Origin of the sequence: Vagococcus fluvialis (assembly GCF_048815235.1) — a bacterium.
Taxonomy (GTDB): Bacteria; Bacillota; Bacilli; order Lactobacillales; family Vagococcaceae; genus Vagococcus.
In genome coordinates, this window is record NZ_JBMEAO010000009.1 from 43,116 (window position 1) to 66,517 (window position 23,402).

Annotated in this window: 23 protein-coding genes and 1 other RNA gene; 2 read left to right on the top strand and 22 right to left on the bottom strand. The window is 32.6% G+C overall.

From position 1 onward, the window contains the following. Positions 1-2: 2 nt before the first annotated feature. The 16 genes from ACODH8_RS07325 to gpsB all read right to left on the bottom strand — a co-directional run bounded on the left by ACODH8_RS07325 (position 3) and on the right by gpsB (position 14,546). Positions 3-875, bottom strand: a complete 873-nt coding sequence (locus ACODH8_RS07325) for an ABC transporter ATP-binding protein (RefSeq protein WP_332464763.1) — start codon at positions 873-875, stop codon at positions 3-5. A 191-nt stretch (positions 876-1,066) separates the two neighbouring features. After that, the gene (locus tag ACODH8_RS07330; protein WP_332464762.1) at positions 1,067-1,648 is read right to left on the bottom strand and encodes a hypothetical protein; all 582 of its coding nucleotides are present in this window, start codon (positions 1,646-1,648) and stop codon (positions 1,067-1,069) included. 70 nt (positions 1,649-1,718) lie between these two features. Further along, positions 1,719-1,895 carry a hypothetical protein gene (locus tag ACODH8_RS07335; RefSeq protein ID WP_332464761.1) on the bottom strand — a complete coding sequence of 59 codons (177 nt, stop codon included), beginning with the start codon at positions 1,893-1,895 and terminating at the stop codon, positions 1,719-1,721. Next, a complete protein-coding gene (locus ACODH8_RS07340) occupies positions 1,888-2,565 on the bottom strand; it encodes an NAD(P)H-dependent oxidoreductase (RefSeq protein WP_332464760.1) in 678 nt (225 codons plus the stop codon). Before ACODH8_RS07340 ends, ACODH8_RS07335 begins: the two co-directional genes overlap by 8 nt. A gap of 109 nt (positions 2,566-2,674) precedes the next feature. Further along, positions 2,675-3,658: a sugar kinase gene (locus ACODH8_RS07345; RefSeq protein ID WP_332464759.1), complete on the bottom strand. Its 984-nt coding sequence runs from the start codon at positions 3,656-3,658 to the stop codon at positions 2,675-2,677. Positions 3,659-3,665: 7 nt separating this feature from the next. After that, the gene (gene dagF, locus ACODH8_RS07350; protein WP_332464758.1) at positions 3,666-4,409 is read right to left on the bottom strand and encodes a 2-dehydro-3-deoxy-phosphogluconate aldolase; all 744 of its coding nucleotides are present in this window, start codon (positions 4,407-4,409) and stop codon (positions 3,666-3,668) included. Positions 4,410-4,413: 4 nt separating this feature from the next. After that, positions 4,414-5,511 carry a DgaE family pyridoxal phosphate-dependent ammonia lyase gene (locus ACODH8_RS07355; protein ID WP_332464816.1) on the bottom strand — a complete coding sequence of 366 codons (1,098 nt, stop codon included), beginning with the start codon at positions 5,509-5,511 and terminating at the stop codon, positions 4,414-4,416. After that, on the bottom strand, positions 5,498-6,625 hold the full coding sequence (locus ACODH8_RS07360) for an amidohydrolase/deacetylase family metallohydrolase (protein ID WP_332464757.1): 1,128 nt from the start codon (positions 6,623-6,625) through the stop codon (positions 5,498-5,500). Before ACODH8_RS07360 ends, ACODH8_RS07355 begins: the two co-directional genes overlap by 14 nt. Positions 6,626-6,638: 13 nt before the next feature. After that, positions 6,639-7,724, bottom strand: coding sequence for a DUF871 domain-containing protein (locus ACODH8_RS07365; protein ID WP_332464756.1), 1,086 nt, complete (start codon positions 7,722-7,724; stop codon positions 6,639-6,641). Positions 7,725-7,813: 89 nt separating this feature from the next. After that, a complete protein-coding gene (locus tag ACODH8_RS07370) occupies positions 7,814-8,509 on the bottom strand; it encodes a GntR family transcriptional regulator (protein WP_332464755.1) in 696 nt (231 codons plus the stop codon). A gap of 63 nt (positions 8,510-8,572) precedes the next feature. Next, a complete protein-coding gene (locus tag ACODH8_RS07375) occupies positions 8,573-9,463 on the bottom strand; it encodes a class I fructose-bisphosphate aldolase (RefSeq protein ID WP_332464754.1) in 891 nt (296 codons plus the stop codon). 67 nt (positions 9,464-9,530) lie between these two features. After that, positions 9,531-10,871 (bottom strand): TrkH family potassium uptake protein, encoded by a 1,341-nt coding sequence (locus tag ACODH8_RS07380; RefSeq protein ID WP_332464753.1) that lies wholly within the window; start codon positions 10,869-10,871, stop codon positions 9,531-9,533. Positions 10,872-10,991: 120 nt separating this feature from the next. Beyond that, positions 10,992-12,491: a carboxypeptidase M32 gene (locus ACODH8_RS07385; protein ID WP_332464752.1), complete on the bottom strand. Its 1,500-nt coding sequence runs from the start codon at positions 12,489-12,491 to the stop codon at positions 10,992-10,994. Positions 12,492-12,493: 2 nt separating this feature from the next. Next, positions 12,494-13,645, bottom strand: coding sequence for a class I SAM-dependent RNA methyltransferase (locus ACODH8_RS07390; protein WP_332464751.1), 1,152 nt, complete (start codon positions 13,643-13,645; stop codon positions 12,494-12,496). Between the two features lie 88 nt (positions 13,646-13,733). Beyond that, positions 13,734-14,102, bottom strand: an RNA gene (gene rnpB, locus ACODH8_RS07395) — RNase P RNA component class B. Positions 14,103-14,120: 18 nt separating this feature from the next. After that, positions 14,121-14,546, bottom strand: coding sequence for a cell division regulator GpsB (gene gpsB, locus ACODH8_RS07400; RefSeq protein WP_332464750.1), 426 nt, complete (start codon positions 14,544-14,546; stop codon positions 14,121-14,123). 265 nt (positions 14,547-14,811) lie between these two features. Between gpsB and recU the strand changes: the two genes are divergently transcribed. After that, entirely contained in the window at positions 14,812-15,438 is a 627-nt protein-coding gene (gene recU, locus ACODH8_RS07405; RefSeq protein ID WP_332464815.1) for a Holliday junction resolvase RecU, read from the top strand. Continuing rightward, positions 15,428-17,650, top strand: a complete 2,223-nt coding sequence (locus ACODH8_RS07410) for a PBP1A family penicillin-binding protein (RefSeq protein WP_332464749.1) — start codon at positions 15,428-15,430, stop codon at positions 17,648-17,650. The genes recU and ACODH8_RS07410 overlap by 11 nt, the downstream gene beginning before the upstream one ends. A 26-nt stretch (positions 17,651-17,676) precedes the next feature. On the opposite strand, the gene nth is transcribed toward ACODH8_RS07410, so the two are convergent. From nth to ACODH8_RS07440, 6 genes are all read right to left on the bottom strand, one after another. Beyond that, positions 17,677-18,330 carry an endonuclease III gene (nth, locus tag ACODH8_RS07415; RefSeq protein WP_332464748.1) on the bottom strand — a complete coding sequence of 218 codons (654 nt, stop codon included), beginning with the start codon at positions 18,328-18,330 and terminating at the stop codon, positions 17,677-17,679. Between the two features lie 12 nt (positions 18,331-18,342). Beyond that, on the bottom strand, positions 18,343-19,047 hold the full coding sequence (locus ACODH8_RS07420; protein ID WP_332464747.1) for a DnaD domain protein: 705 nt from the start codon (positions 19,045-19,047) through the stop codon (positions 18,343-18,345). A 69-nt stretch (positions 19,048-19,116) separates the two neighbouring features. Then, positions 19,117-20,268, bottom strand: coding sequence for a hypothetical protein (locus ACODH8_RS07425; RefSeq protein WP_332464746.1), 1,152 nt, complete (start codon positions 20,266-20,268; stop codon positions 19,117-19,119). 100 nt (positions 20,269-20,368) lie between these two features. Then, on the bottom strand, positions 20,369-20,998 hold the full coding sequence (gene upp, locus ACODH8_RS07430) for a uracil phosphoribosyltransferase (protein WP_332464745.1): 630 nt from the start codon (positions 20,996-20,998) through the stop codon (positions 20,369-20,371). An 81-nt stretch (positions 20,999-21,079) separates the two neighbouring features. Beyond that, positions 21,080-22,318, bottom strand: a complete 1,239-nt coding sequence (glyA, locus tag ACODH8_RS07435) for a serine hydroxymethyltransferase (protein ID WP_332464744.1) — start codon at positions 22,316-22,318, stop codon at positions 21,080-21,082. A 51-nt stretch (positions 22,319-22,369) separates the two neighbouring features. Then, complete coding sequence (locus ACODH8_RS07440; RefSeq protein ID WP_332464743.1) at positions 22,370-23,395, bottom strand: L-threonylcarbamoyladenylate synthase; 1,026 nt, start codon at positions 23,393-23,395, stop codon at positions 22,370-22,372. Between the last annotated feature and the right edge of the window lie 7 nt (positions 23,396-23,402).

Here is a 23,402-nt window from a genome sequence, read left to right on the forward strand (position 1 = left end):
GGTTATTCGCCCCCTCTTTCTCCGTAAACATCACGTGTTAACTGAATAAATAATTCTTGTAAGTTTAAAGATTTAATTTCTAATTCATCTGACTCCGGTAGTTCATCAGCTTCCAATTGAACATAAGCCTTAATAAGACCTCTACGATATTCTTGTCCTAGTATTTCTTTCTGTTGTAAAAATTCACGGACATCTCGTTCTAACCCTTTTACGGAATAGGCTTTGTTAATTAATGTTTTAACCTCATCATCAATTAAAACTTGACCATCTTCTAAAATAACTACGCGTTCTATAATTTCTTCTATCTCATCAATCGCATGTGTTGATAAAATAATTGTTTTTGGATAACGGTCATAACTCTCTAACATGTCTTGATAAAGAGCGTGTCGATGGTAGGCATCTAATGTAAAAACTGGTTCATCTAATAATAAGTAATCAACATCATTACTAAATGCTAAACAGCTTTTGAATAATGTTTTTTTCTTTAATGGGAGTTTTGAAAAAATCATTTGCTCATTTAAATGATATTTTTCCAATAAACTTAAACAAATTTTTGTTTGAAAATTTGGATAAAACATTCCCATCCATTTCACAATTTGTTTTAATCTTGCTCTTTTAGGATAAATCGAATCATGAGTTAAAAAATAAACATTTTTTAACACTTCAGGATTATCTTCAATATCAAGTCCATCTATCTCAATATAGCCCTCACTTGGAAATCTTAATTGAGCGATTAAACGCATTAAAGTTGTTTTTCCAGAATCATTTTGCCCCAACAAGCCATAAATAGTTTTCTCTTGAAATACTAAATCAATATCGTTTAATACTAATAAATCATCTGCTGTTTTAGACATTCCACGAATTTCTATTGTCATAAGTCTAATTTCCTTTCCTACTCCAAACCACTAAAAATTAATAGTCATGTTTATCATATTATATGATTGTTACAACCTTATAACACTACCATAACAAAAAGCAACAATCAAAAAACATTTTATATTATTAAAAAAAATTAAGAGAATAAAAGAGAAATAGAACAACCTAATCTTCGATTGTTCTATTTCAATTATTCGGTTGTACTAATCTGATTTTCAACGTATTCTATTTTTATTCCTTTAGCTAACGCTTTTAACTCTAATACTTGTTCTTCTGTTAACTTCTTCTTACCAAACATTGTTACAGAAAACAAGATATCACCAGTTCTCCCTTTATACATTAACTCTTTACCATCTTCTGAAAACTGGATAGCTTCTTCCATAATATTCAAATACTGAACAGGCTCTGCCTCAGCCCATTTAATACCTTCTATTTCGTATGTATAAATATCACCGTAAATAGGTTGTTCGCTATTAAAACCATCAATTTGAATATAAACATCCTTTTGCTCATTACTTTCAAAAGTTCCCCATATTTCATTTTGATTAAAGGTCCCCTCAGACATTAAATCAAATGAAGTATTATTAAAACTTATTTTTGTATTCCCTAATAAGATATTATTGATAACATCACTTCTTTGTTTAGCAGGTTCTTCAACTGTTGTTTCGATCGGTTTCTCACTTGAAGATACTGTTTCATTTTTGTCTTTTTTACCGCATCCTACTAACAATACTAAAGAAAGTGTCAACATGATAGTACTTACTTTTTTCATTTCATCACCTATAGCCTCTATTAACTTTTGTAAATAATTATACTATATTTTCTGTGTAATTAATACAGTCCTACCATTTTCTAGGACTCCACATGGTACCATCTAATTCTGCTTCTGCTTGTTCAATTCTTTTAAATTGCTCTTCCACAATCTTTTCTAGTTCTTGAAAGAAAGCCTGTTCTTCGTAGCTACTACTATTTCTAGCTAATAACATCATCTCATTAACTAACCACTCTTTATCACTCATCTTCTTCTCTCATCTCCTTAACTAGATACAATAAGTCATCTAATTCTTCTCTCTTTTCAATAACTGCATCTAAAATTAATTGAAGTTTTATTCCTTCTTCAGGTGATTTTGTTTCTATTAATTGAAAGAATCGCTTGATAAACCAAGCTTCCTTATTTTTAAACGTTCCGTTATTTTCTTTTGAAATGTACTGCTGATAATTAATCAATAATTGTTTTTTTTCAGTCTCTTCTAAATAAGAAAATAGGGCTACTTGAAAAATAGGTAGATAAGTCATTTGGCATTTATTAGCAAGTGCTTCAAAGGGTTTGAATAATTCAGATAGCGTAAATTTTTCAACTCTCCCTGCTCCAAAAGCATCTTCTGATTGTCCCATAGTAACAACTAAACCTAGCTCTTTATTTTTCAGTAAGCCATTTATCATTCTATTAGTAAAAACGTCGTCCAACCATTTTTTTAATAAATAAGGGGCACTGTACCAATACATTGGAAACTGGAAAATAATTCGATCATGATTAGCTAACAAGTCTTGCTCTTCTTTAATATTATATAATTTATCAGTCAGAATCTTACATGTCACATTTTCTAAGGGGTTTGCACTAGCTAGTAAAAACTGTTGTGAGCTAGACTCATCTACTTCTGGATGAGCAATAATAATTAATGTTTTCAATAAACTCCACTCCGTTCTTTGTTATCATAACAAGAATAAATCAACTCTGACAAAAATCATGCTTGAAACACTAAAAAGTTCTCAAACAAAATTATGTTTGAGAACTTTTTTATCTAAATACACTGGTTTTTGGCTGCGACATATATTTACGAATAAAGTGTTCATCTAGTAATGGACTATCTCCAAATGTTGTATGAGCTAATTCAGCTGCAGCAATGGCAAAGTTCACTGTTTCTTGAAGGGGCCATTCCCTCATATAACCTAATAAAACACCAGCTGCATAAGCATCTCCTGTACCAATTCGGTCATATGTCGCTAATTCTTTTAAGTCACTCTCTATTTTTTCATTTGGCAAATAAACAAAGCCACTTAAAAGATTATCTTCTTTTCTACTTGTACCTGATAACCATTCAATTTGTTTAAACTCATCAAAAAACAATTGAATCAGTTGCTCTTCTGTTGCATCTACTTGTGAATACAAATTTGTTAAATCTCTACTACTTCCAAAAACAAAATTAGTTCGACTCAAGATAAAACGATAGTCTTCTAATAACTGTTGATAGTCAATTTTCTCATTTAAACTAGGCCTAAAGTTAAAATCAAAAACTATTTTTTTCTGACTTAAATGAGCTGTCTCGACAACTTCTAGAATCAATTTTCTTGAAACCTTCGACGTACTTAGAGCGATTCCACAAATATGAATCATATCATGAGCTAATACAGCTTCTTCCACTAATTTATTTGGTAACTCGTTTTGACAAAATGAACTTGTTGAACGATTTAAATAAGTCACATTAGAAGGACGATTTCCAAATCCTAATTCTAGAAAGTAAGTCCCTATATGTTGTCCTGAATAATTAAGCCATTCATCTTTAACGCCTAACTTTCTAATAAAAGCTCCTGCTGCTTTTCCAACTGAATTATCAGGTAAATTAGTTAATAAACTTGTTTGTATGCCGTTTCGACTTAGTCCACTTAGTATGTTAAGTCCTGTTCCAGAAAAAGATAAATCTAAAGTATCAGTTTGTTCAATCAATTTATAGTTAGGCGGAGTTAAACGCATCATGACTTCCCCAACAGCTAATATTTTCATGCTATCCCTACTTATCTAGTATTTTCTTAACCATATTATACAACACTTTAACATCTTCTGGACGAGTGTCTCCAGTTTCTGAATCAATGATTGAACTGTAAATATGAGGAATGATTTTTTTTACTCCTGCATCAACTGCGATTTGAACTATTTCTTCAAAATTTTCTAAATCAATTCCACCTGTTGGCTCTAAATAAAAATCATACTCAGCACATTTTTTAGCCAGTTCACGATATTCTTCAATGTGTTTTAATCCATCCATTGAAAAGAATTTAACAGATGAAGCTCCCATATCTTTTAACATCATGATGGCTGTTTCAATAGTAACTTCTCCTGCAAGATGTTGTGAACTTAAAGGTCCAGTTGCAATGTTTACCAGTCCAACTTTTCCGGTAGGTGATATTAATGCATTAACAAACGTTTCATCTTGTTTCAATGTTGACCTTGTACCGCCCACTCCAGTAAACACTTGGTTAACATGTTGTGGTTGCAATACTTCAGATAAACGAATAACCATCTGGCTTTGATTAGGATCGCCTGCTCCTAATCCAACAGATAAAGCATTGTCTGTTGCTTCTTGATATTTTTTCATATCACTGATTGCTTCTTCATCAGTCGCGTAGTTTTTAGATAAGACACCTAACACAACGTTTCCTTCTGCCGCTTCGTAACAAGCTTTGGCGTTCTCTACTGAGTTTGCTAAAACGTTTAAACAAATTCTATCTTGATAAAAATTGGGTGTTTTTTTCATTGGTTTACTCTCCTAAAATATGATTTAATTTTGTAACTATTGCGGTCATTTCTTCACTATTCACTTGCCTTATATCAAATTCAATTTTGCCGTTATTAGCTTGATAGTCTCGTGTATAGATGGCTAATTCGCCTGCTCTTAATTCTTCAGCTACTTGAAGAGCATTTTTCGTAGGATGAGTGATACTTATTTCAGCACGATAAATATCTCGTCCAGCAGGATCTTGAACGACACAAGCTGTAATACCTGCTACTTCGTTTAAATTCGCAATGAAAGGCTTTAATCTATTAGTCATTGACTCTCCAGATTCACTTCCATGTTCTAAGTAAGTCTCAATAGCTGCAATCAGCCCTAGAATATTGTCTTTCCCTATTTTCATAGAACGACCTAATCCTTTATTTTGCATCTGAATCCATCGAATATATTCTCTTTTACCTAGAATCAATCCTGATGAAGGACCTTCAATTGCTTTGCCACCACTATAGATAACTAAGTCTGCTCCCATTTTAATGTATTTAAATAAATCTTCCTCTGCTGCAGCATCAATAATCAATGGTACATTGTTGTTTTTAGCAATTTGTACCATTTCCTCAATACTAATCATGCTTTTTTGAACCGCATGATGACTTTTTACATACAATAAAGCAGCTGTATGTGGTGTAATTTCCATTTCAATTTGCTTTGATGTGCACTCGTTTGCGTATCCTGCCTCAACAACAACACCTCCGCCTTGCTCAATCATCACATCTACACCAGTTCCATAATTAACATTATGTCCCTTAGCAAGGATAACCTCACGTTTTTCTATTCGCTTGGTATACGGATGATAGACATGATACTCGTCACCTTGACCAATTAATGCCGCAACAGATAAAGCTATTCCAGCACTTGCTGAAGAAGTTATCGTAGCAGATTCAGCTTGTAATTTTTCACCTAAGTAATCTCCTGTTTTTTCTAACAAATCAGACATTTCAAAAAAAGAATTGCCACCTAATTGCTGAGATTCAAAAACAGAGTCTCTAACTTTTGAGACACCTAGTATAGTCATCTTCCCACTTGCATTAATTACTTTTTTTAAGTTAAATTTCTCATAAATTGTCATTACCATTGTCACCTCCAACAGAATAAAAATTCCCAGCCACTAAACATCCCCAGGGTAGAATCACTTGATTACCTGTCAATTTATTTCCATTTGAATCCATTAACTCTTTATCAATATCTTCTACTGAAAATATCGTTAAATCGGCATCAAACCCTACTGCCAACTGTCCCTTATTTTCTAGATGATACATTTTTGCTGGATTTTCAGTCACCATTTTGATAATTGTTTCCATATCAAAACCAATAGCTAACATTTTATCCAAGGTCGTCGCTAAGTCATAAACAGGACCATTTTTACGATTACGATGATAAATATCAGTACTAATTGTTTCACAATAAAATTCTTTGGTTATCGCTTTTTTAGCCACTTCAAAATTAAAACTGTCCGTTCCATGACCGATATCAAAAATGACGCCTCGCTCGTAGGCTTTAGTGACAAAATTTTTGATTTCTCCGTCTTCGTCTAAAATACCATTTGGCTTGCCATTATAGCAATGCGTTACAATATCACCAGATTCAAGTCTATCTAATACATTTTCCAGTTTTGGTGGCGCTGAGCCGATATGAACCATTAAGGGTAAATTATCAAAATGACTTTGCAATTTTTTGGCCATTTTTAAAGGAACAATATTATTTTCACCTACAACTGTTTTGCTCATTCTTGCTTTAATGCCAATAATAAAATCAGACAATTCGCTAATTCGACTGATATTTTTATCTTCATTAATCTTACTTAAATCAGCTAATTCATCTTGCTCGACAATTCCGTATTTTGAAATATTCATCAAGGCATAAACATTCGTCTTAGCGTATTTTGCTAATTCATAAAAATCTTTTATATTACTCTCACCTGATGAACCAGCATCAACAATTGTTGTCACACCTGTCTTTACTCCAATTTCATCTGGGTAATCATAATACAAATTCATTTTTTCATAACAATGAACATGAGCATCAATCCAACCTGCTGATACATAATGACCTTTAGCATCTATCACTTCAACTGCTGATTCACTAATAATAGGTTCAACTTTAACTATTTTTTGATTATGAATAGCAATCTCAATAGGCTCTTCTAAGACAGTAAAAGCATTAATTATTTTTAAATCATACATAATACTGTTCTCCTTATTTTTCTTGAAAAGTGAATTTACTCCAAGGTTTGATATATTCTAATAACATCAATTCCTCAGGTACAATTTTCCCGACTAAGTTTTTCCGGTTATCAGAATGTTCTTCTAAAACAATTTGTAATTCATTTTGATATTTACCAAAATCCTCATTTCCAATGACTACATCACCTGGAACAAACACTTGCTCATTATCATGAGTTTGATTTGTTGTAAGATATTTTTTTCTGACTTCTGTAGAACGAATCATTCGTGAGGTAATATCTCCTCGTCGAACATGTAAATTATCTAACACATTTCTACGTTCTACTTCATTAATGCCTTCTACAAGTTCCACAGTAAGTGATGTTAAATATGGATTTAATAAACTTAGCTTCTTAAGCTCCTCATCTGTTGCATACGCATTTCCAATAATCACATCATCAATTAACTCCGTTGCAAATAAATGTTTGGCTTGTACATCAATTGGTAAATAGCGATGCATTTCTAAAGTTGGAAGACCATCATTTACATCCCACGGTCCATATTCAGCAGATTGTGAACTAACAAAGGCTGCCGTTCGAATGCCTTCTTTTTTAAATCTTTCAGAACATTTATTGAAAAAATCTAAAGGAAGAGCACTTCCATCTTGAGGATAAAAATTATGACACCCGTAGATAAACGGCTTATTGGCTTCGTAGGTTAATATATTGTTTAAATAAGCAACGTCATTACTCATATTCAGCTCAATGATCAACCCAAAAGGATTATATGAAAGAAAAGCCTCTTTATTGCCATCAAACCCTAAATCCAAACGTAAACCGTCTGCTCCTAAATCATTAAAAAAGCTCAAGTCATCATAAGATATTTCTAATTGATTAAATATAGCTGGTGCAATATCTAAAATCACTTCAAAATCATTCTTTTTAGCTTTAGCAATAATACGATAAAATTTATTAAAAACAACTTCTTTGCCTTCTGAAACTTCTAGCATTGACATAAAAACACGTTTAAAACCATAATGATTTGCCTTTTCAAGATATAAAACATCTTCATTAAAATCACTATGATCGGGGTAAATAGAAATACCTAATCTTCTATACATCGGCTAATTCACTTCCTAATTTTTCTGTTAATATCAATTAGATTATAACGTTATAACCTTTAGTTGTAAAGAAGAATAAAAATTCTTCTTTACACTTCATAATCTATGACATAGGCTTGTTTCTCCGAATCGTAAAAGCCAATCGTATATTCTACTAATTCATTGTTATTGTCATGAGATTTTCTACTTCTTTGCAATAAAAAGTTTTTATTTAATTGTAAAATATTTTTAATGTCATTTTCAGCTTCAATGGCAATAAACTGATCATCAATGTAGGATATTTGTGTCCCAATAGATGCCATAAAGGAGTATAACGAAAAATTTTCTCCTTTTATAATCGATAAATCTGTCTGTCGTGGGACTGAAATATAATGTTTAAAGTAAATTGCTGCTTCATTATTTATCTCAAATAAACGGATAATTTCAATAACTCTCTCGTGTTTGAAAAGCATATCAATTCCCTCAGAAACCTCTTTAACAGACATCACTTTTTTGGTGACTGCTTTTCCTTTTTTCTCAAGAATCGTTGTAAATGAGCTAGCTTTAGATAAAATATTAAAAGGTCGATTACTAATAACACGGGTTCCTTTCCCGCTTTGTTTGATAAGATAACCTTCATTACACAGTATCTGAATTGCCTTTCGAACTGTTATTTTACTAACATCATACATCTTTTCTAATTCAATTTCTGTTGGTACATATGAATTCACTTCATACTTCCCTTCAATAATATCTTTTTTTATTGAATCAGATACTTCTTGATAAAGAATTTTTTTATTTTTCATAGATAGGCTCACCTTCTCTTATACTTTTTGTAAACCTAACTAATCAATGTTTTAGATTTACTTTTATTGAATTGAAGCTTCAAATATTGCTTGGATACTTTCCTTTAGAATCATATCAAACTCAAAATCTGTTTCTTGGTACATTAATCCTTCTTCTAAAGCTCTAGAAAAACTTGCTACAACACCATGATTTTGACTTAATTTTTTATCGGCTTCTGTTTTTTTATAACCACTTGATGCAGCCAAAACTCGAATAACATTAGGATGTGAAACAATTTCTTGATAAAAATCAGGAATTGTTGGTAAAGATAACTCAATAATAACTTTAGATTGAGCATCTAATTTATCTAATTCAACCAATAGTTCTTCTTTTAATAATTTTTCTGCTTCTTTTTTTTCTGTACTGTGAATTTCAACTTCTGTTTCAATAATCGGCACTAAATCATGTTGTAAAATAACTTTAGCAATTTCAAATTGTTGTTTAACAACATCTTTAATTCCTTCTTGATTAGCACTCAATATTAATGATCGCATTTTTGTTCCAAATACATGATGATTTTTTGCTTCTTGTAATTTTTCTTCAAAATCAGCTATTGGTTTTAATAGTTGAACACCACTACCTGGTACATCTAATCCATCATCAATTTTTAAAAAAGCTAATATACCTTTTTGCTCCCATAAGTATTCACTGACATACTGTCCTTGAATTTTTCGTTTGATCGTATCAATGTATAATATTGTTCCTAAAATATGAGTTGAAGAAAAATCTTCACTTATCATAATTCTACTACGCATGTCGTGAATTAAATTAAGCATTTCTTCTTTTGTATGATACGTTTCATCAGGTATGCCATACGCTCTTAAGGCAGCGGGGGTACTTTTAATGCTTTCATCTAAGGCTGCTACAAATCCAGGTTTTTCTGACATTATTTCTAATTTTTTCTCATCAATCATACAAATCTCTCCTTTATTCCATCTAGGGTCATTATAATACAAATAAATGAATTTTTTAAGTATTTGTTTAACCTACATAGACATTTTCACTGGCATAATTAAACTTATGTTGTTTCGCGTGATTTTTTCTAAGTAAAGCAAAGATAACGGTGTATAAACCTACTCTACCTATAAACATTAAACACATAATCAACATTTTACCAAATACTGTTAGATCAGGTGTTAACCCCATAGTTAAACCTACTGTGGCAAAGGCTGATACTACTTCAAATAAGACATACTCTATTCCAGATTGTAATGGAATCGTTTCTGTCATTGCAAGTACTAAAGAACTGACAAAACAAATTAACATCGCAAAGAAAGCAAACATAAAAGCTTTCATAACCGTTTTTAGCGGAATTTGACGACCGAAACCTTCTGCATTATCGCGCCCTTTCAATAGACTAAATAATTGAATCATCAACACACCTAAAGTAGTAGTTTTGATTCCTCCTGCTGTTGAGCCAGATGTCCCACCAATAAACATTAAGACAATCGTTAATATAATCCCTGCATAGCTCATCGTTCCATAATCTAATGACGCAAATCCAGCTGTTCTAGGTGTCACACTTAAGAAAAAACTGTTCGCTAATTGGTTGCTCAAACCATTTGAATTAGTTGTATCTGTAAAAAAGAACACTACTGTTCCAAGTACTACTAATGAAAGTGAGACAACTAAAGCGATTTTAGTATGTAATGACAGCTTTCTATCTTTTTTATAGTGAATTAAATCATACCAAACAATAAAACCAAAACCACCTGATAATATTAACAGGGAGATAACAACCAAAATAAAGCCATTATTAGTAAAACTCATTAAACTATCACCAAATAAATCAAACCCTGCATTACAAAAAGCTGAAATAGAATGGAAGACACTGAAAAAGATTCCTTTTTTCACCCCATACTCAGGGATAAACTCTGTTGATAGCAATAAGGCACCAATCAATTGAATGGTAAGAGAAAATTTGACGACAAATTTAAGAAGTTTAACGGAACCTCCCAAATTATCTAAATTCAACGTATCTTTGATTAAAAGTCTAGATTGGATAGAAACTCTTTTCTTAAACATTAAAGCTAAAATCAGTAAAACTGACATAAACCCTAATCCACCAACTTCTATCAACAACATCATAATGGTATGTCCAATGGGATTTAATACCTCTGAAATATTAATAGGTGTTAATCCTGTCACACAGACTGCTGATGTTGCTACAAATAAGGCATCAATATAAGGTAGTGTTTGTCCTTCTTGATGACTAAATGGTAACCATAATAAGATTGACCCTAAAAAGATAATGCCTAGAAATACAATCACTATTAATTGAACGTTACTAATTCTAAAATTTTTACTGGTAATTTTTTTCATTCTTAATTCCTCTTGTTTTTTATATGTATCTGATTTATTTTACCTTTGATTCATTATTTGTTCAACTATCTTTACAAACAAATAAAGAAGCTAACTTTTTATCGTTAGCTCCATTATCAGTTATTTTACTTTATAGACACTTAAATATAACTCTTTCATGTAATCAATTAAATATTGTGGATTTAAACCTTCTCCTGTTGCATCCATAATTAATTGATTTGGTTTTCTTGAACTTCCATATTGATGAATATGTTTTGTTGACCATTCTAAAATAGGTGAGTAATCATCTGACGCTAAAATTTCCTCAACATCCATTTCTTTATTCATCGCATGATACAACTGAGCTGCATACATATATCCTAGCGCGTAAGATGGGAAATAACCAAAACTTCCACCTGACCAATGAACATCTTGTAAAATACCTTCTAAATCATTTTTAGGTCTAACACCTAAATATTCTTCATACTTATCATTCCAGATTTTTGGTAAATCTTCTAAGTTGATGCCTTCATTGAAAATCATTTTTTCAATTTCATAGCGAATAATTATGTGTAATGGGTAAGTTAATGAATCAGATTCAATTCTAACCAAGCTTGGTTTTGTTTCTTTTAAGCCATTATAAAATGTTTCAGAATCAATGTCTTTAAATGTATCGCCTGTCAATGATTGCAGTAATGGGTATTGTTTACTCCAGAACGCTTTACTTCCGCCCACAATAATTTCATTAAACAATGATTGAGATTCGTGAATCCCCATTGATGTCCCACCAGCTAAAGGTGTGTAGTCAAATTTAGCATCCACATTTTGTTCATACATTCCGTGACCTGCTTCATGAATAACACCAAAAGTTGCCATAGCAAAATCTGTTTCATCCCAACGAGTCGTAATACGAGCATCGTTTCTGTTCAAGTTAAGCATAAATGGATGGACTGTATCATCTAAACGTCCTTTATTAAAGTCATAGCCTAATTGTTCGATAACTTTTGTTACAAACTCTTTTTGGATTTCTTTTGAAACAGGATAATTAATAAAATCAGTTCTTGGAGCAGTTCCATGTTCTTCAATCTCTTTTCTGATTTCCATGATGCCTGCTTTAACTTGATCAAATACATTATCTAAAATTTCAGTTGTCATACCCGGTTCATATTGATTTAATAAAACATCATATGGTGTGACTTCTTGTTTTTTCCAAAGAGGAATAAATTCTTTTGTCATTGAAATAATTTCTTCTAAAGTCTCTTTAAAGATAGCATAGTCTTTAGCTTCACGAGATTTCACCCAAATACTATGCGCATTTGAAGTTAATTTCATAAATGCTTGGAATCTATCTACTGGAATGTTGTTATTCAAGTCGTAGTTTTCTTTTGTTTTCGCATAAACAGCTTGTCCAAATTCAGATAACTCATTTGGGTTTGCTTCAAAATAAGTCATAAAATCAGCCATTGTTTCATTAGTTGATTTATCAAAAGCCATACCAGATAAATAGCTCGACATTTCCGCTCGGTAGCTTGCCCCTTCATCAGGCATCCCTGTTTGAGAATCCCACTCAGCTAAACCTACAGCTTCTTGTAACATTGAAATTTCTTTTAAATATGCTAAAAATTCTTGTTCCTTTGTCATCATTATTCCTCCACTCTTGGTTTTCTAGGTGGACGTTTACCCCAAAATTGGAATAAATCTGTCCTAATTGCTCCATTGTATAATTTTCTTTTTTTAGTAGCTTTGCTACCAAAGTGAGATTCAAATGTTAAATCACTTGTTAAAATATATTTACTCCATGTATCCATTGGTTTATACACTTTACCCATCACTTTATAAAGGGCTTGAACTTGAGCCTCATCTCCTAAACGGTCTCCATAAGGTGGATTTGACACAATAACACCATACTCTTTTTGAGTAGTAAAGTCGCTTAAGTTCATTTGTTTAAAAGTGATATCCTCACCTAAACCGATTTCTTCAGCATTTCTTTTAGCAATTTCGATCATTCGAGGATCAATATCTGTTCCTAAAATATCTAATTCTGTTTCATAATCAACTAAGCTTTCAGCTTCAGCACGAACTTTTTCAAGAACTGACTTATCTACCCAAGGCCAAGCTTCAAACATAAATTCACGGTTAAATCCTGGCGCCATGTTTCGACCGATTAATGCTGCTTCAATACAAAATGTCCCTGAACCACATGTTGGGTCGTAAAACGGCTTATCTTTTCTCCAATTGGTTAAGGTAATAATGGCTGCAGCCATATTTTCTTTTAATGGTGCTCCACCTTTTTCTAATCGGTAACCACGTTTGAATAAACTTGGACCTGTTGTATCCATAGTAATCGTTACTTTGTCTTTTAATAAAGCAACTTCAATAGGGAATTTAGCTCCAGTTTCTGGTAATCGACCGTAACGTGAATAGTACTCACTAAGTCGATTAACAATTGCTTTTTTAGTAATAGCCTGACAATCTGAAACACTAAATAAAGTTGATTTAATTGATTTCCCTGCTACTGGAAACTCTGCATCCATCGGTAAGAATTCTTCCCAAGGAATAGCTTTTGTTTGTTCAAATAAATCTTCAAATGTTGTTGCCTCAAATTCAGCAACAATGATTTTGACGCGGTCTGCCGTACGTAACCACAGATTCGTTTTGGCAATTGTTTCAATGTCACCATTAAAAATAGCTTTACCGTTTTCAACTTGACATTCAATTCCTAAGTCACGTAATTCTTTTCCAACTAGTGCTTCGATACCACTAGCTGCAGTTGCAACTAACTTAAATTCTTTCATATTTTTTCATCCTTTTATGATGTATTTATTCTGTTATTTATAAAAAAAAGCCTTCCAAATAAAGGAAGGCACCCTGATAACTGTAGTTTTCTATAAGCCATGTTCTGTATTAGTAACTGTCAGGACAGTTACTAACGATAATCATCTGTCTACAGAATACTCTGTCCCTTTTCTAAGTTCAATTCCCTGAAAAAGGTGCCCCTACCATAAGTTTGGGTTGCTCGCTCGAGGGGTTTACCCGTTCCACTAATTTTATTTCTAAAATTACTTCGTCACTGTGGCACTTTCAAGAATACTCCAGCATAGCGAATGCCTTAGCTGTTTTTTCTGCCGTTACTCTTTTACAAGAGTACCTTAACTTATTTTTTCATTAAGCACGAACACTACAAACATCTCAGTCTGTGCGAGCATGGACTTTCCTCAACTAGTTAAAAACTAGCTGCGATTATCCGAAAACTACAAATCATTTCTTTAATTAAAATCTTCTTGTTGCATCTAAATCTTCGTTCTCTTCAAATACTTTTTGAGCGGCATTATTTAAAGTTGCTTTTGCGTGCTCAGAAATTTTATTATCTTGAACTTCATCCTCTAATTTACTGCCAAAAACATGTTTTTCTAAATTTGATAAACGTTTTAAAATATCAAAATTAGTTACTGCTGTTGTTTTAGGAGCTTCTTGTTTCATTCTTGATAAAGTAGCTTGATTTTGTGACAACTGATCTACTTTATTAACTAAGCGATGATTTTCCTCTTTTAATGCTAAAATTTCTTGGTTGTAAGCTTCGTAGTCTTTAATCACATTGTCTAAAAACTCGTCAACTTCAATAGAGTCATAACCTCTAACTTTTGTTTTAAATTCTTTTTGTAAAATATCTCTTGCTGAATATGTTAATTTAGCCAATTCATACACCTCATTTTTATATTACTGTCTAGGGTAAATCCTATCTACTTGTAATGCTTTTATTGTATCTAATTACATTTGATAAATCAAATTCAAACTCATCCTATCCTCATATACTATAATGACTTTTTGAATAGAAAACAACTATTTTATTAATTTTTTTAAAAATTTATTTGAATATTTCATTTATCAGCTAACTTTTCGCTTATTTTCTTTTCATTGTAATTAAACATTTGCTATAATACGGACTAGGAGTGTGATATTTCTGAAGATAAACTATCCAAATGGACAATCTTTTTCAACTGAAAAAAAAGAGAAGTCCTCTCAACCAAAAAGGGCTATTAATTTTGCCAATCGTGGGATGACCTTTGAAGCAGAAATTAATCAAACGAATCAATACTATCTTGATCGGGGGATTGCTGTCATTCATAAGAAACCCACCCCTGTTCAAATTGTTAAAGTAGATTATCCTAAAAGAAGTGCTGCAGTAATAAAGGAAGCTTATTTTAAAGAGGCTTCGACAACAGATTATAATGGTATTTATCAAGGGCGCTATATTGATTTTGAAGCAAAGGAAACAAAGAACAAAACTTCTTTTCCTCTAAGTAACTTTCATGAGCATCAAATCAAACATATGAGTCATTGTTTAAATCAAAAAGGCATTGTTTTTGTCCTCATCTGTTTTTCTAGTAATAAAACCTACTATCTAGTTTCTGCTAGTTTGATTATTGACTACTGGAAAAATCAAGAAACTGGTGGACGAAAATCTATTCCTTTAGCCGCTATTAAAGAGCATGGTTATGAGATTAATCCTGGTTATGCTCCTAGGATTCCCTACCTAAGTATTTTAGATCAACATTTTTTAAAAGGAGACTACTCAAATGATAAATGAACCTACTGGGCGAAAGCCTAGAAGAAAGAAAAGTAAAGGTAAAGCAATCTTAATTGCTATTATTGTATTACTTTCCTTAATTTGTATTCCATTAGTAATTGGTGGGGCTACGTTTTTATACTACGTCAAAGATACACCTGAGTTAGATTATGCTAAATTAGAAGACACACGTTCTTCTACTCTATATGACGTGAAAGGAAATCCGTTTTTAACCCTTGGTGAAAAAAAACGAGAAACGATTGAACCAAATGAAATTCCACCTATGCTTAAAGATGCTGTTATTTCAATAGAGGACAAACGATTTGAAAAACATATCGGTATTGACCCTATTCGAATCGCTGGTGCTGCTGTTTCCAATTTAAAAGGGAATAGTCGTCAAGGAGGAAGTACGTTAACTCAGCAGTTAATCAAGTTATCATACTTCTCTCACAAACAAGAAGACCAAACCCTAAAAAGAAAAGCCCAAGAAGCTTGGTTGTCTGTAGAGTTAGAAAAGAAAAAATCTAAAGATGAAATCTTAACATACTATATTAATCGTGTGTTCATGTCTAATGGCGTCTACGGTATGAAGACGGCTGCAGAAACTTTTTATGGTAAAGATTTAAATGATTTATCCTTAGCTCAGTATGCTTTATTAGCTGGAATGCCTCAATCGCCAATGGATTACGATCCTTATGTTCATCCGGATTATGCCAAAACAAGACGTGATACTGTTTTAAATGAAATGTTAAAAGATAAAAAAATATCTGAAAAAGAATACAACGAAGCTGTTGCTGAACCGATTGATGCAGGTTTAGTTGAACTAAAAGAAGATTCAACGATTCAACGTGTGACAGATAACTACTACAATGAAGTTATTACAGAGGTCCAAAAGAAAACAGGTAAAAATGTTTATACAGACGGATTAGATGTTTATACTAACATTGATTTAGAAGCCCAAACTTATCTTTACAACTTAGTTAATAATGAAAATTCATCTATTGATTATCCTGATGAACAAATGCAAGTCGCTGGTACTTTAATTGATGTAAAAACTGGAAAAGTTGTCGCTCAAATTGGTGGTCGAAATATACCTGCAGATACACAACGTTCAGGAAATAAAGCAGTACAAAACGAACGTGACTTTGGGTCTACTTCTAAACCACTCGTTGCTTATGCACCAGTTATAGAAAACTTAAATTATGGCTCTGGGGAAATTTATGTAGATGAACCTTATTCATATAAGTCAAGTGGTAAGCCAGTTTATAACTATGACCATGCTTATAAAGGTAGCTTAACTATGAGAGAATCATTAATTGATTCAAGAAATATACCTGCCTTAAAAGCATTAGATGAAGTAGGAACTGATAAAGCTCAAGAATTTATCAAAAAATTAGGTTTTGACAATGACGTTTATGAGTCAACCGCTATTACGATGCAAGGCTCACCAAATCAATTAGCTGCTTCCTACGCGGCTTTTGCAAATGGTGGTGTTTATTACGAACCTTCGTATGTAAATAAAATTGTTTATTCTGATGGAACCGAAGAAGCTTTTGAGCCTCAAGGAACTAGAGCGATGAAAGAGTCTACAGCATATATTATTACTGATATGTTAAAAGATGTTATCAATGAAGGTACCGCTGCTCCTGTCCAAATTCCTAATGTCATTCAAGCTGGGAAAACTGGGACATCGAATTACGCAGATGATGCTCTAGATAAAGTAAAAGGTGAAGGTGTCCCTGATATTACATTTGCTGGATACACACCAAAATATTCTTTTGCTGTTTGGACTGGTTATGATGATTATTTCACGCCAATCTCTTCTTATTCACAACAATTAGCAATGGATATTTATCGAAACTTTATGACTTTCTTATACCAAAATATCGAAGCAACTGATTGGAAACAACCAGATGATGTAGTTCGTTCTGGTAGAGAAGTTTACTTAAAAGATTTTATTGGTAGCCAAAGTAAAAATACTTATAAGTCATATAGTACTCAAAGCTCTTATTATTCAGAAGTTCCAACTTCTAGTAGTAGTGCAACAAAATCATCTGAAAAAGTAACGCCTCCGACATCTGAGGTAACACCTCCAACTTCGGAAGTAACTCCTCCAACTTCGGAAGTAACTCCTCCAACTTCGGAAATAACTCCTCCAACTTCGGAAGTAACTCCTCCGACGTCTGAGGTAGTTCCACCTGATCCAAGTTCTGAAGAAGGTGGAAATGACTAATAAAAAAGAGAAATGAGTATAAAAACTCATTTCTCTTTTTTTTGTAAGATTCTCTGTCCTTCTATACACATATCAAGTAAAGGACATCCTTCACATTTAGGAGATCTTGCTGTACAGTGGTAACGGCCAAATAATATAATCGTGTGGTGGGCTTGAACCCATCTTTCTTTAGGTATTTTTTTCATGAGAACTTCTTCTACTTCTGTAACTGAAGCTGATTGTTTTGAAATTCTCAATCGCTTAGCAACCCTTTCAACATGAGTATCTACTGCTATTGCAGGCACACCAAACATATCACCAGCAACAACATTAGCAGTTTTTATACCAACTCCCGGAAGCTTCACTAATTCTTTTATTGTTTTCGGAATTTCACCATCATACTGATCAACTAATATCTGAGATGTCTTAATCACATTTTTAGCTTTTGTTTTATATAGGCCAATTGTCCTAATTTTTTCCATCACACTTTCTAAAGGCGCAGTAGCTAAATCCTGAGCTGTAGGATAACTCTCAAATAATTTTGGTGTTGCTTTATTAACTGAGACATCTGTTGCTTGGGCACTCAACATAACTGCAATCAAGTATTGAAATGGTGTTCCATGATCTAATTCACCTTGAGCATCTGGGTACATCTCTTCCATTCGATTTAGAGCTTCAACTGTTTTTTTTCCTGATAACATTATCTCACCTACTTATTTTTGATTTGGATTCAACCAATTATAAAGTGGAATATGTGGTAGTTCTTCTTCTGATTCCTCTTGTTGGCTCGTTTCAATTTTAGCTAATCTTTTCTTTTGGTCTTTTTGAATTTGGTCCTTAGACGTTAAATTTTTACGTTCCCAAGCTAATAGAATACGGTCAATGTATTTTAAACTGTATGCTTGATTTAAAACAGCTTCTCTTAAAGCTAACTGAATTAATTCAATATCATAGGAATCAACCATTAACCAATTTTGAATAGTTTCAAATTCAATAGGAGATAAAGGACGACCAAATTCAGTTTCAAAATTTCGGTAAAGTTCTACTACCTTGTTTTCCTTTTGTGTTTCTTCTTTTTTGGTTTCCTGCTGTTCTAAATAAGAAGATAACTTATCATAGATTAGAAATAAATCATATCTATCTTCTTGCTGTCCTTGTTTATTAACTTTTGTTTCAATTTTTATGAATCCTTTATCTATTAACTGTTGTAAACTTTGAAATAAATCATCAACTGGAACATCCATTGTTTCAGATATCACACTTAAATCAGGAAAAGGATTTCCTTGCTGATTATAATTTAATAATTGTAAATAGAATAAAAATTCTCTATCTGACATACCTATCTTTTTGTAATGTTTGATTAATAAATTCGAAACGCTCGTTACATCTGCTTTCAAATAATCAATGAGTGATAACATTTTTTCCCCTACTTTCTCTTACATCTAGTATAGCAAATAATTCATAATATAGTAAAAGAGAGGTTATTTTTATAATAAACTCTCTTCTAACTCTTTTAAAATAAGCTTTCTAGTGGCTTCATCAAATTTTTCTAATACTTCTTTTATACTGTTAACTTCTTTTTCAATTTCAATTTTTTCCTCTTTATCTTCTGAATTAATAACAAATTCTGTTAATCCTTCTCGCATAAAGGGATGAATTTCATTTAAAAATAAGCTATTCAACTCATAAGTCATACGTGTCTCCAATAAATGAAGATACACTTCTTTTTGGATCCATTTAGCCATTCCTTTATTACTAAAAGCAAGTAACTCTTTTTCTCTATCTGTAATATCTTCAATGAGTAACATCTTATAGAGTTCTTCAAAAAAAGAGTGTGGTAATACAGGTTTTTCTGGATGAGTTTTGAGTCGTTTTTGAATTTGACTTGACCAAATACTGATATTATCAAAAAGTGATTGTTTACGGATATTTTCTGGCAAACTCTGTTTAAATTGAACAAAATTCTCCTCAGTATAAAAATCATGTTGGATGACTTCCGTCGTTGTTAATTTTTTTATTTCAAATAAAACAGCTTGGTAATCTGATACATAAACTGGCATATCAGCCTCTTTAAAATCAGTAAATCTTTGACCTAATTCATAGTTGATTTTTTTATTTTCTTTACTGTATTGATTTTGATACAGAGTCAATGAATAATTATTCCAAAGATTAGTTGGGAACTCAACACCTCTTCTTTTTAACCACAACAACTCATCTAAAGCAAAATCGACATTGTTTAACCTTTGGACTATTTCAGAGGCTACCTGATGAGGAATGTTTAAATGATCTTTAAAATGTTGAATTCCTAGCCCCATTATTTTCCCTGTCGCTTTTGATTTAACGAGATATTGATATTTTAATCTTCTGCCACATTCACAATATAACATCAATTCTTTTTTATGACTTTCCGGATATTTTTCGTCAATCTTTAAATCCATAAATTCCCAATCAGAAGCACTTAGATAGCTGTCCTTAATAAATTCAGAACGAACGAGATATTTTCTATGGGCGTCAAGTAGGTTTCTTTGTGGCTTCGTTAATCGTTTATAAATTTCCAATCGTTCTTTGATGGTTAAAGCCCTAAAATCATCTAATTCATAAATCACGTCTTCTTGTGGTACTTCCCAATTTTCTGCCATTTTAATTCCACCCTTTTCACAATAAAAAACTCCCTCTATACATAACCAGAAAAACTACTAGCTACTATAAAATGGGAGTTTTAGTTAAAAATAAGCTTTTTTATTTAGTACCAAATAAACGGTCACCTGCGTCCCCTAAACCAGGAACAATATAACCTTTTTCATTTAATTTCTCATCTAAGCCAGCTGTATAAATATCAACATCTGGATGAGCATCTTGAAGTGCTTTAATTCCTTCAGGAGCAGCTACTAAACAAACAAATTTAATATTTGTAGCGCCACGTTTTTTTAATAAGTCAATTGCCATAATAGCAGATCCACCTGTTGCTAACATTGGGTCAACAACAAATAATTGTCTTTCAGCGATATCCGCTGGTAATTTGACAAAATACTCAACCGGTTCAAACGTTTCTTCATCACGATATAAACCAACATGTCCAACTTTAGCTGCTGGAATTAACTGTAACATACCGTCTACCATACCAATACCGGCACGTAAAATAGGAACGATTGCTACTTTTTTCCCTGTTAAAGTTTTTTGAGTTGTTTTTGCTACGGGCGTTTCAATTTCGATATCTTCAAGAGGCATATCTCTTGAAACCTCGTAAGCCATTAACATAGCGATTTCATCTACTACTTCACGAAATACTTTCGTCCCACAATTTTTTTCTCTGATGATCGTCAATTTGTGTTGAATAAGTGGATGATCAATAACTTGAAATTTTCCCATATCATGATTCTCCTTTAAATTTTGTTCCAATCTATTGTAACGGAAAAAAAGGTAATTGACTAGCCAATTACCTTAATTTTTTTATTTATATAATGGATGTGCTTCAATTAGAGTAGCCACTTCTTTTCTAATAGCTTCTAATGAATCTTCACTTCCATAATTAACAAGAGCTTCAATAATTAACTCTGCAATTTTAGTAGCGCCGTCTTCTTTAAAACCACGAGACGTGATAGCCGGTGTCCCAATACGAATACCACTTGTTTCAAAAGGACTACGACTTTCAAATGGAATCGTATTTTTGTTAACAGTGATATGAACACTGTCTAAAATAGCTTCTGCTTGTTTTCCAGTTAAACCTAAGTCCGTTACATCGATTAATAATAAATGATTATCCGTATCACCACTAATTAATCTTGGGCCAGGTGTTTGATTAATCACACGAGCCATAGCTTTTGCGTTAGCAATCACTTGCTCACTATAATCTTTAAAATCAGGTAATAATGCTTCTCTAAATGCTACTGCTTTAGCAGCAATCACATGTTCTAAAGGTCCACCTTGGATACCTGGGAAAATATTACTATTAATTTTTTTAGCCAATGCAGCATCATTCGTTAAAATAAGTCCACCACGAGGGCCTCTTAATGTTTTATGAGTTGTTGATGTCACAACATCAGCGTACATCATTGGGTTTTGATGTAAACCAGTAGCCACTAAACCAGCAATATGTGCCATATCAACCATTAGTTTTGCGCCAACACTATCTGCGATATCTCTAAATTTTTTGAAATCAATTTCTCTTGAATAAGCACTTGCCCCTGCTACAATTAATTTTGGCTCATGTTTACGCGCTAAAATTTTTACTACTTCATAATCTATTACTTCTGTTACTGGATCTACTCCATAAGAAACAAAATTGTATGTTTTACCACTAAAATTAACAGGAGAGCCATGAGTTAAATGACCGCCAGCAGTTAAGTCCATTCCCATAATCGTATCTCCTGGCTCAACTAAAGCTAAATAAGCTGCAGTATTAGCTTGAGATCCTGAATGAGGTTGTACATTAGCAAAATTAGCATCGAATAAATCACAAGCGCGTTCGATTGCTAAATTTTCAACAACATCTACAAATTCACAACCACCATAGTAACGTTTACCTGGGTATCCTTCTGCGTATTTATTTGTTAAAACACTTCCTTGAGCTGCCATAACAGCTTCAGAAACAAAGTTTTCAGAAGCAATTAACTCAATATTATTTTCTTGTCGTGTTTTTTCATTCTCTATTGCATCCCAAAGGACAGCATCTGCTTGTTTATAATCCATTTCCAATCCCACTCTTTCTCCTAAATTACATACATTGTATCATAGGTTGCATCAATTTGAATATATTTTTCCGCCAGAAGCTTTCTTTAACCGATTCATATAGGCTAAACCTTCGTCTTTTTCAAGATAAGTTTCTGAAAGTATTATATCGCAATTTTCATTATCTAATGAACGTAAACCGGCAAATAATTCTTTCATTGCTTCTTTAACATCAGCTACTTTTGACAGTTCGTAGAATTCATTAAATCCAGTTAATACATCACTTTTTTCTTTATTTGCCAAAATGGCGACACGCTTCTTTTGACTCTTGTAATAATCAATTGCTTCTTGCCAATTATCTAATTGATGGTCAATCATTATTACCTCTGTTTTAGGCGAGTAGTGCTTGTACTTCATCCCTGGTGCTTTAGGTATTTCACTTGTATCTACTAAATGAGTATCTACATCAACTACTCCTATCACTTGTTCTAATTGATGTTGAGTAATTGCTCCCGGTCTTAAAATAATAGGATTTTGACTATCATCAGATAAATCTAAAACAGTTGACTCTAGACCAACTTGACAAGGTCCTCCATCTAAGACACCAAATATTTTTCCAGATAAATCATCTAATACATGATTAGCTGTTGTCGGACTTGGTAAACCAGATGTATTAGCACTTGGTCCTACTAATACTTTGCCTGATTGATTAATTAACTTTAATGTCAGCTCATTATTAGGCATTCTAAACGCAGCTGTTTGCAAGCCTCCTGTGACAATTGAAGACAGACCCGAATCATTTGTTAAGTTAAAAATCAATGTTAAAGGTCCTGGCCAAAAAGCTTCCATTAGTTTATTAGCTCTTTCAGGAATCTTATCAACAAACTTTGCTACTTGTTCTTTATTTGACACATGAACTATTAATGGGTTATCACTAGGTCTACCCTTCGCTAAATAAACTGATTTAACGGCACTTTCATTTGTCGCATCTGCTCCTAATCCGTAAACAGTTTCTGTTGGGAATGCCACTAGTTCTCCCGATAGAATCCCTTCTACTGCTTGATCTATTTCATTCGGATGGATTATTTTAGTTTCCATCAAAACA

Excerpts from the sequence above, each read along its gene's own strand:
- ACODH8_RS07325 (WP_332464763.1), bottom strand. The coding sequence starts at position 875 with ATGACAATAGAAATTCGTGGAATGTCTAAAACAGCAGATGATTTATTA.
- ACODH8_RS07330 (WP_332464762.1), bottom strand. The coding sequence starts at position 1,648 with ATGAAAAAAGTAAGTACTATCATGTTGACACTTTCTTTAGTATTGTTA.
- ACODH8_RS07335 (WP_332464761.1), bottom strand. The coding sequence starts at position 1,895 with ATGAGTGATAAAGAGTGGTTAGTTAATGAGATGATGTTATTAGCTAGA.
- ACODH8_RS07345 (WP_332464759.1), bottom strand. The coding sequence starts at position 3,658 with ATGAAAATATTAGCTGTTGGGGAAGTCATGATGCGTTTAACTCCGCCT.
- dagF (WP_332464758.1), bottom strand. The coding sequence starts at position 4,409 with ATGAAAAAAACACCCAATTTTTATCAAGATAGAATTTGTTTAAACGTT.
- ACODH8_RS07355 (WP_332464816.1), bottom strand. The coding sequence starts at position 5,511 with ATGACAATTTATGAGAAATTTAACTTAAAAAAAGTAATTAATGCAAGT.
- ACODH8_RS07360 (WP_332464757.1), bottom strand. The coding sequence starts at position 6,625 with ATGTATGATTTAAAAATAATTAATGCTTTTACTGTCTTAGAAGAGCCT.
- ACODH8_RS07365 (WP_332464756.1), bottom strand. The coding sequence starts at position 7,724 with ATGTATAGAAGATTAGGTATTTCTATTTACCCCGATCATAGTGATTTT.
- ACODH8_RS07370 (WP_332464755.1), bottom strand. The coding sequence starts at position 8,509 with ATGAAAAATAAAAAAATTCTTTATCAAGAAGTATCTGATTCAATAAAA.
- ACODH8_RS07375 (WP_332464754.1), bottom strand. The coding sequence starts at position 9,463 with ATGATTGATGAGAAAAAATTAGAAATAATGTCAGAAAAACCTGGATTT.
- ACODH8_RS07380 (WP_332464753.1), bottom strand. The coding sequence starts at position 10,871 with ATGAAAAAAATTACCAGTAAAAATTTTAGAATTAGTAACGTTCAATTA.
- ACODH8_RS07385 (WP_332464752.1), bottom strand. The coding sequence starts at position 12,491 with ATGACAAAGGAACAAGAATTTTTAGCATATTTAAAAGAAATTTCAATG.
- ACODH8_RS07390 (WP_332464751.1), bottom strand. The coding sequence starts at position 13,645 with ATGAAAGAATTTAAGTTAGTTGCAACTGCAGCTAGTGGTATCGAAGCA.
- ACODH8_RS07410 (WP_332464749.1), top strand. The coding sequence starts at position 15,428 with ATGATAAATGAACCTACTGGGCGAAAGCCTAGAAGAAAGAAAAGTAAA.
- nth (WP_332464748.1), bottom strand. The coding sequence starts at position 18,330 with ATGTTATCAGGAAAAAAAACAGTTGAAGCTCTAAATCGAATGGAAGAG.
- ACODH8_RS07420 (WP_332464747.1), bottom strand. The coding sequence starts at position 19,047 with ATGTTATCACTCATTGATTATTTGAAAGCAGATGTAACGAGCGTTTCG.
- ACODH8_RS07425 (WP_332464746.1), bottom strand. The coding sequence starts at position 20,268 with ATGGCAGAAAATTGGGAAGTACCACAAGAAGACGTGATTTATGAATTA.
- upp (WP_332464745.1), bottom strand. The coding sequence starts at position 20,998 with ATGGGAAAATTTCAAGTTATTGATCATCCACTTATTCAACACAAATTG.
- glyA (WP_332464744.1), bottom strand. The coding sequence starts at position 22,318 with ATGGATTATAAACAAGCAGATGCTGTCCTTTGGGATGCAATAGAGAAT.
- ACODH8_RS07440 (WP_332464743.1), bottom strand. The coding sequence starts at position 23,395 with ATGGAAACTAAAATAATCCATCCGAATGAAATAGATCAAGCAGTAGAA.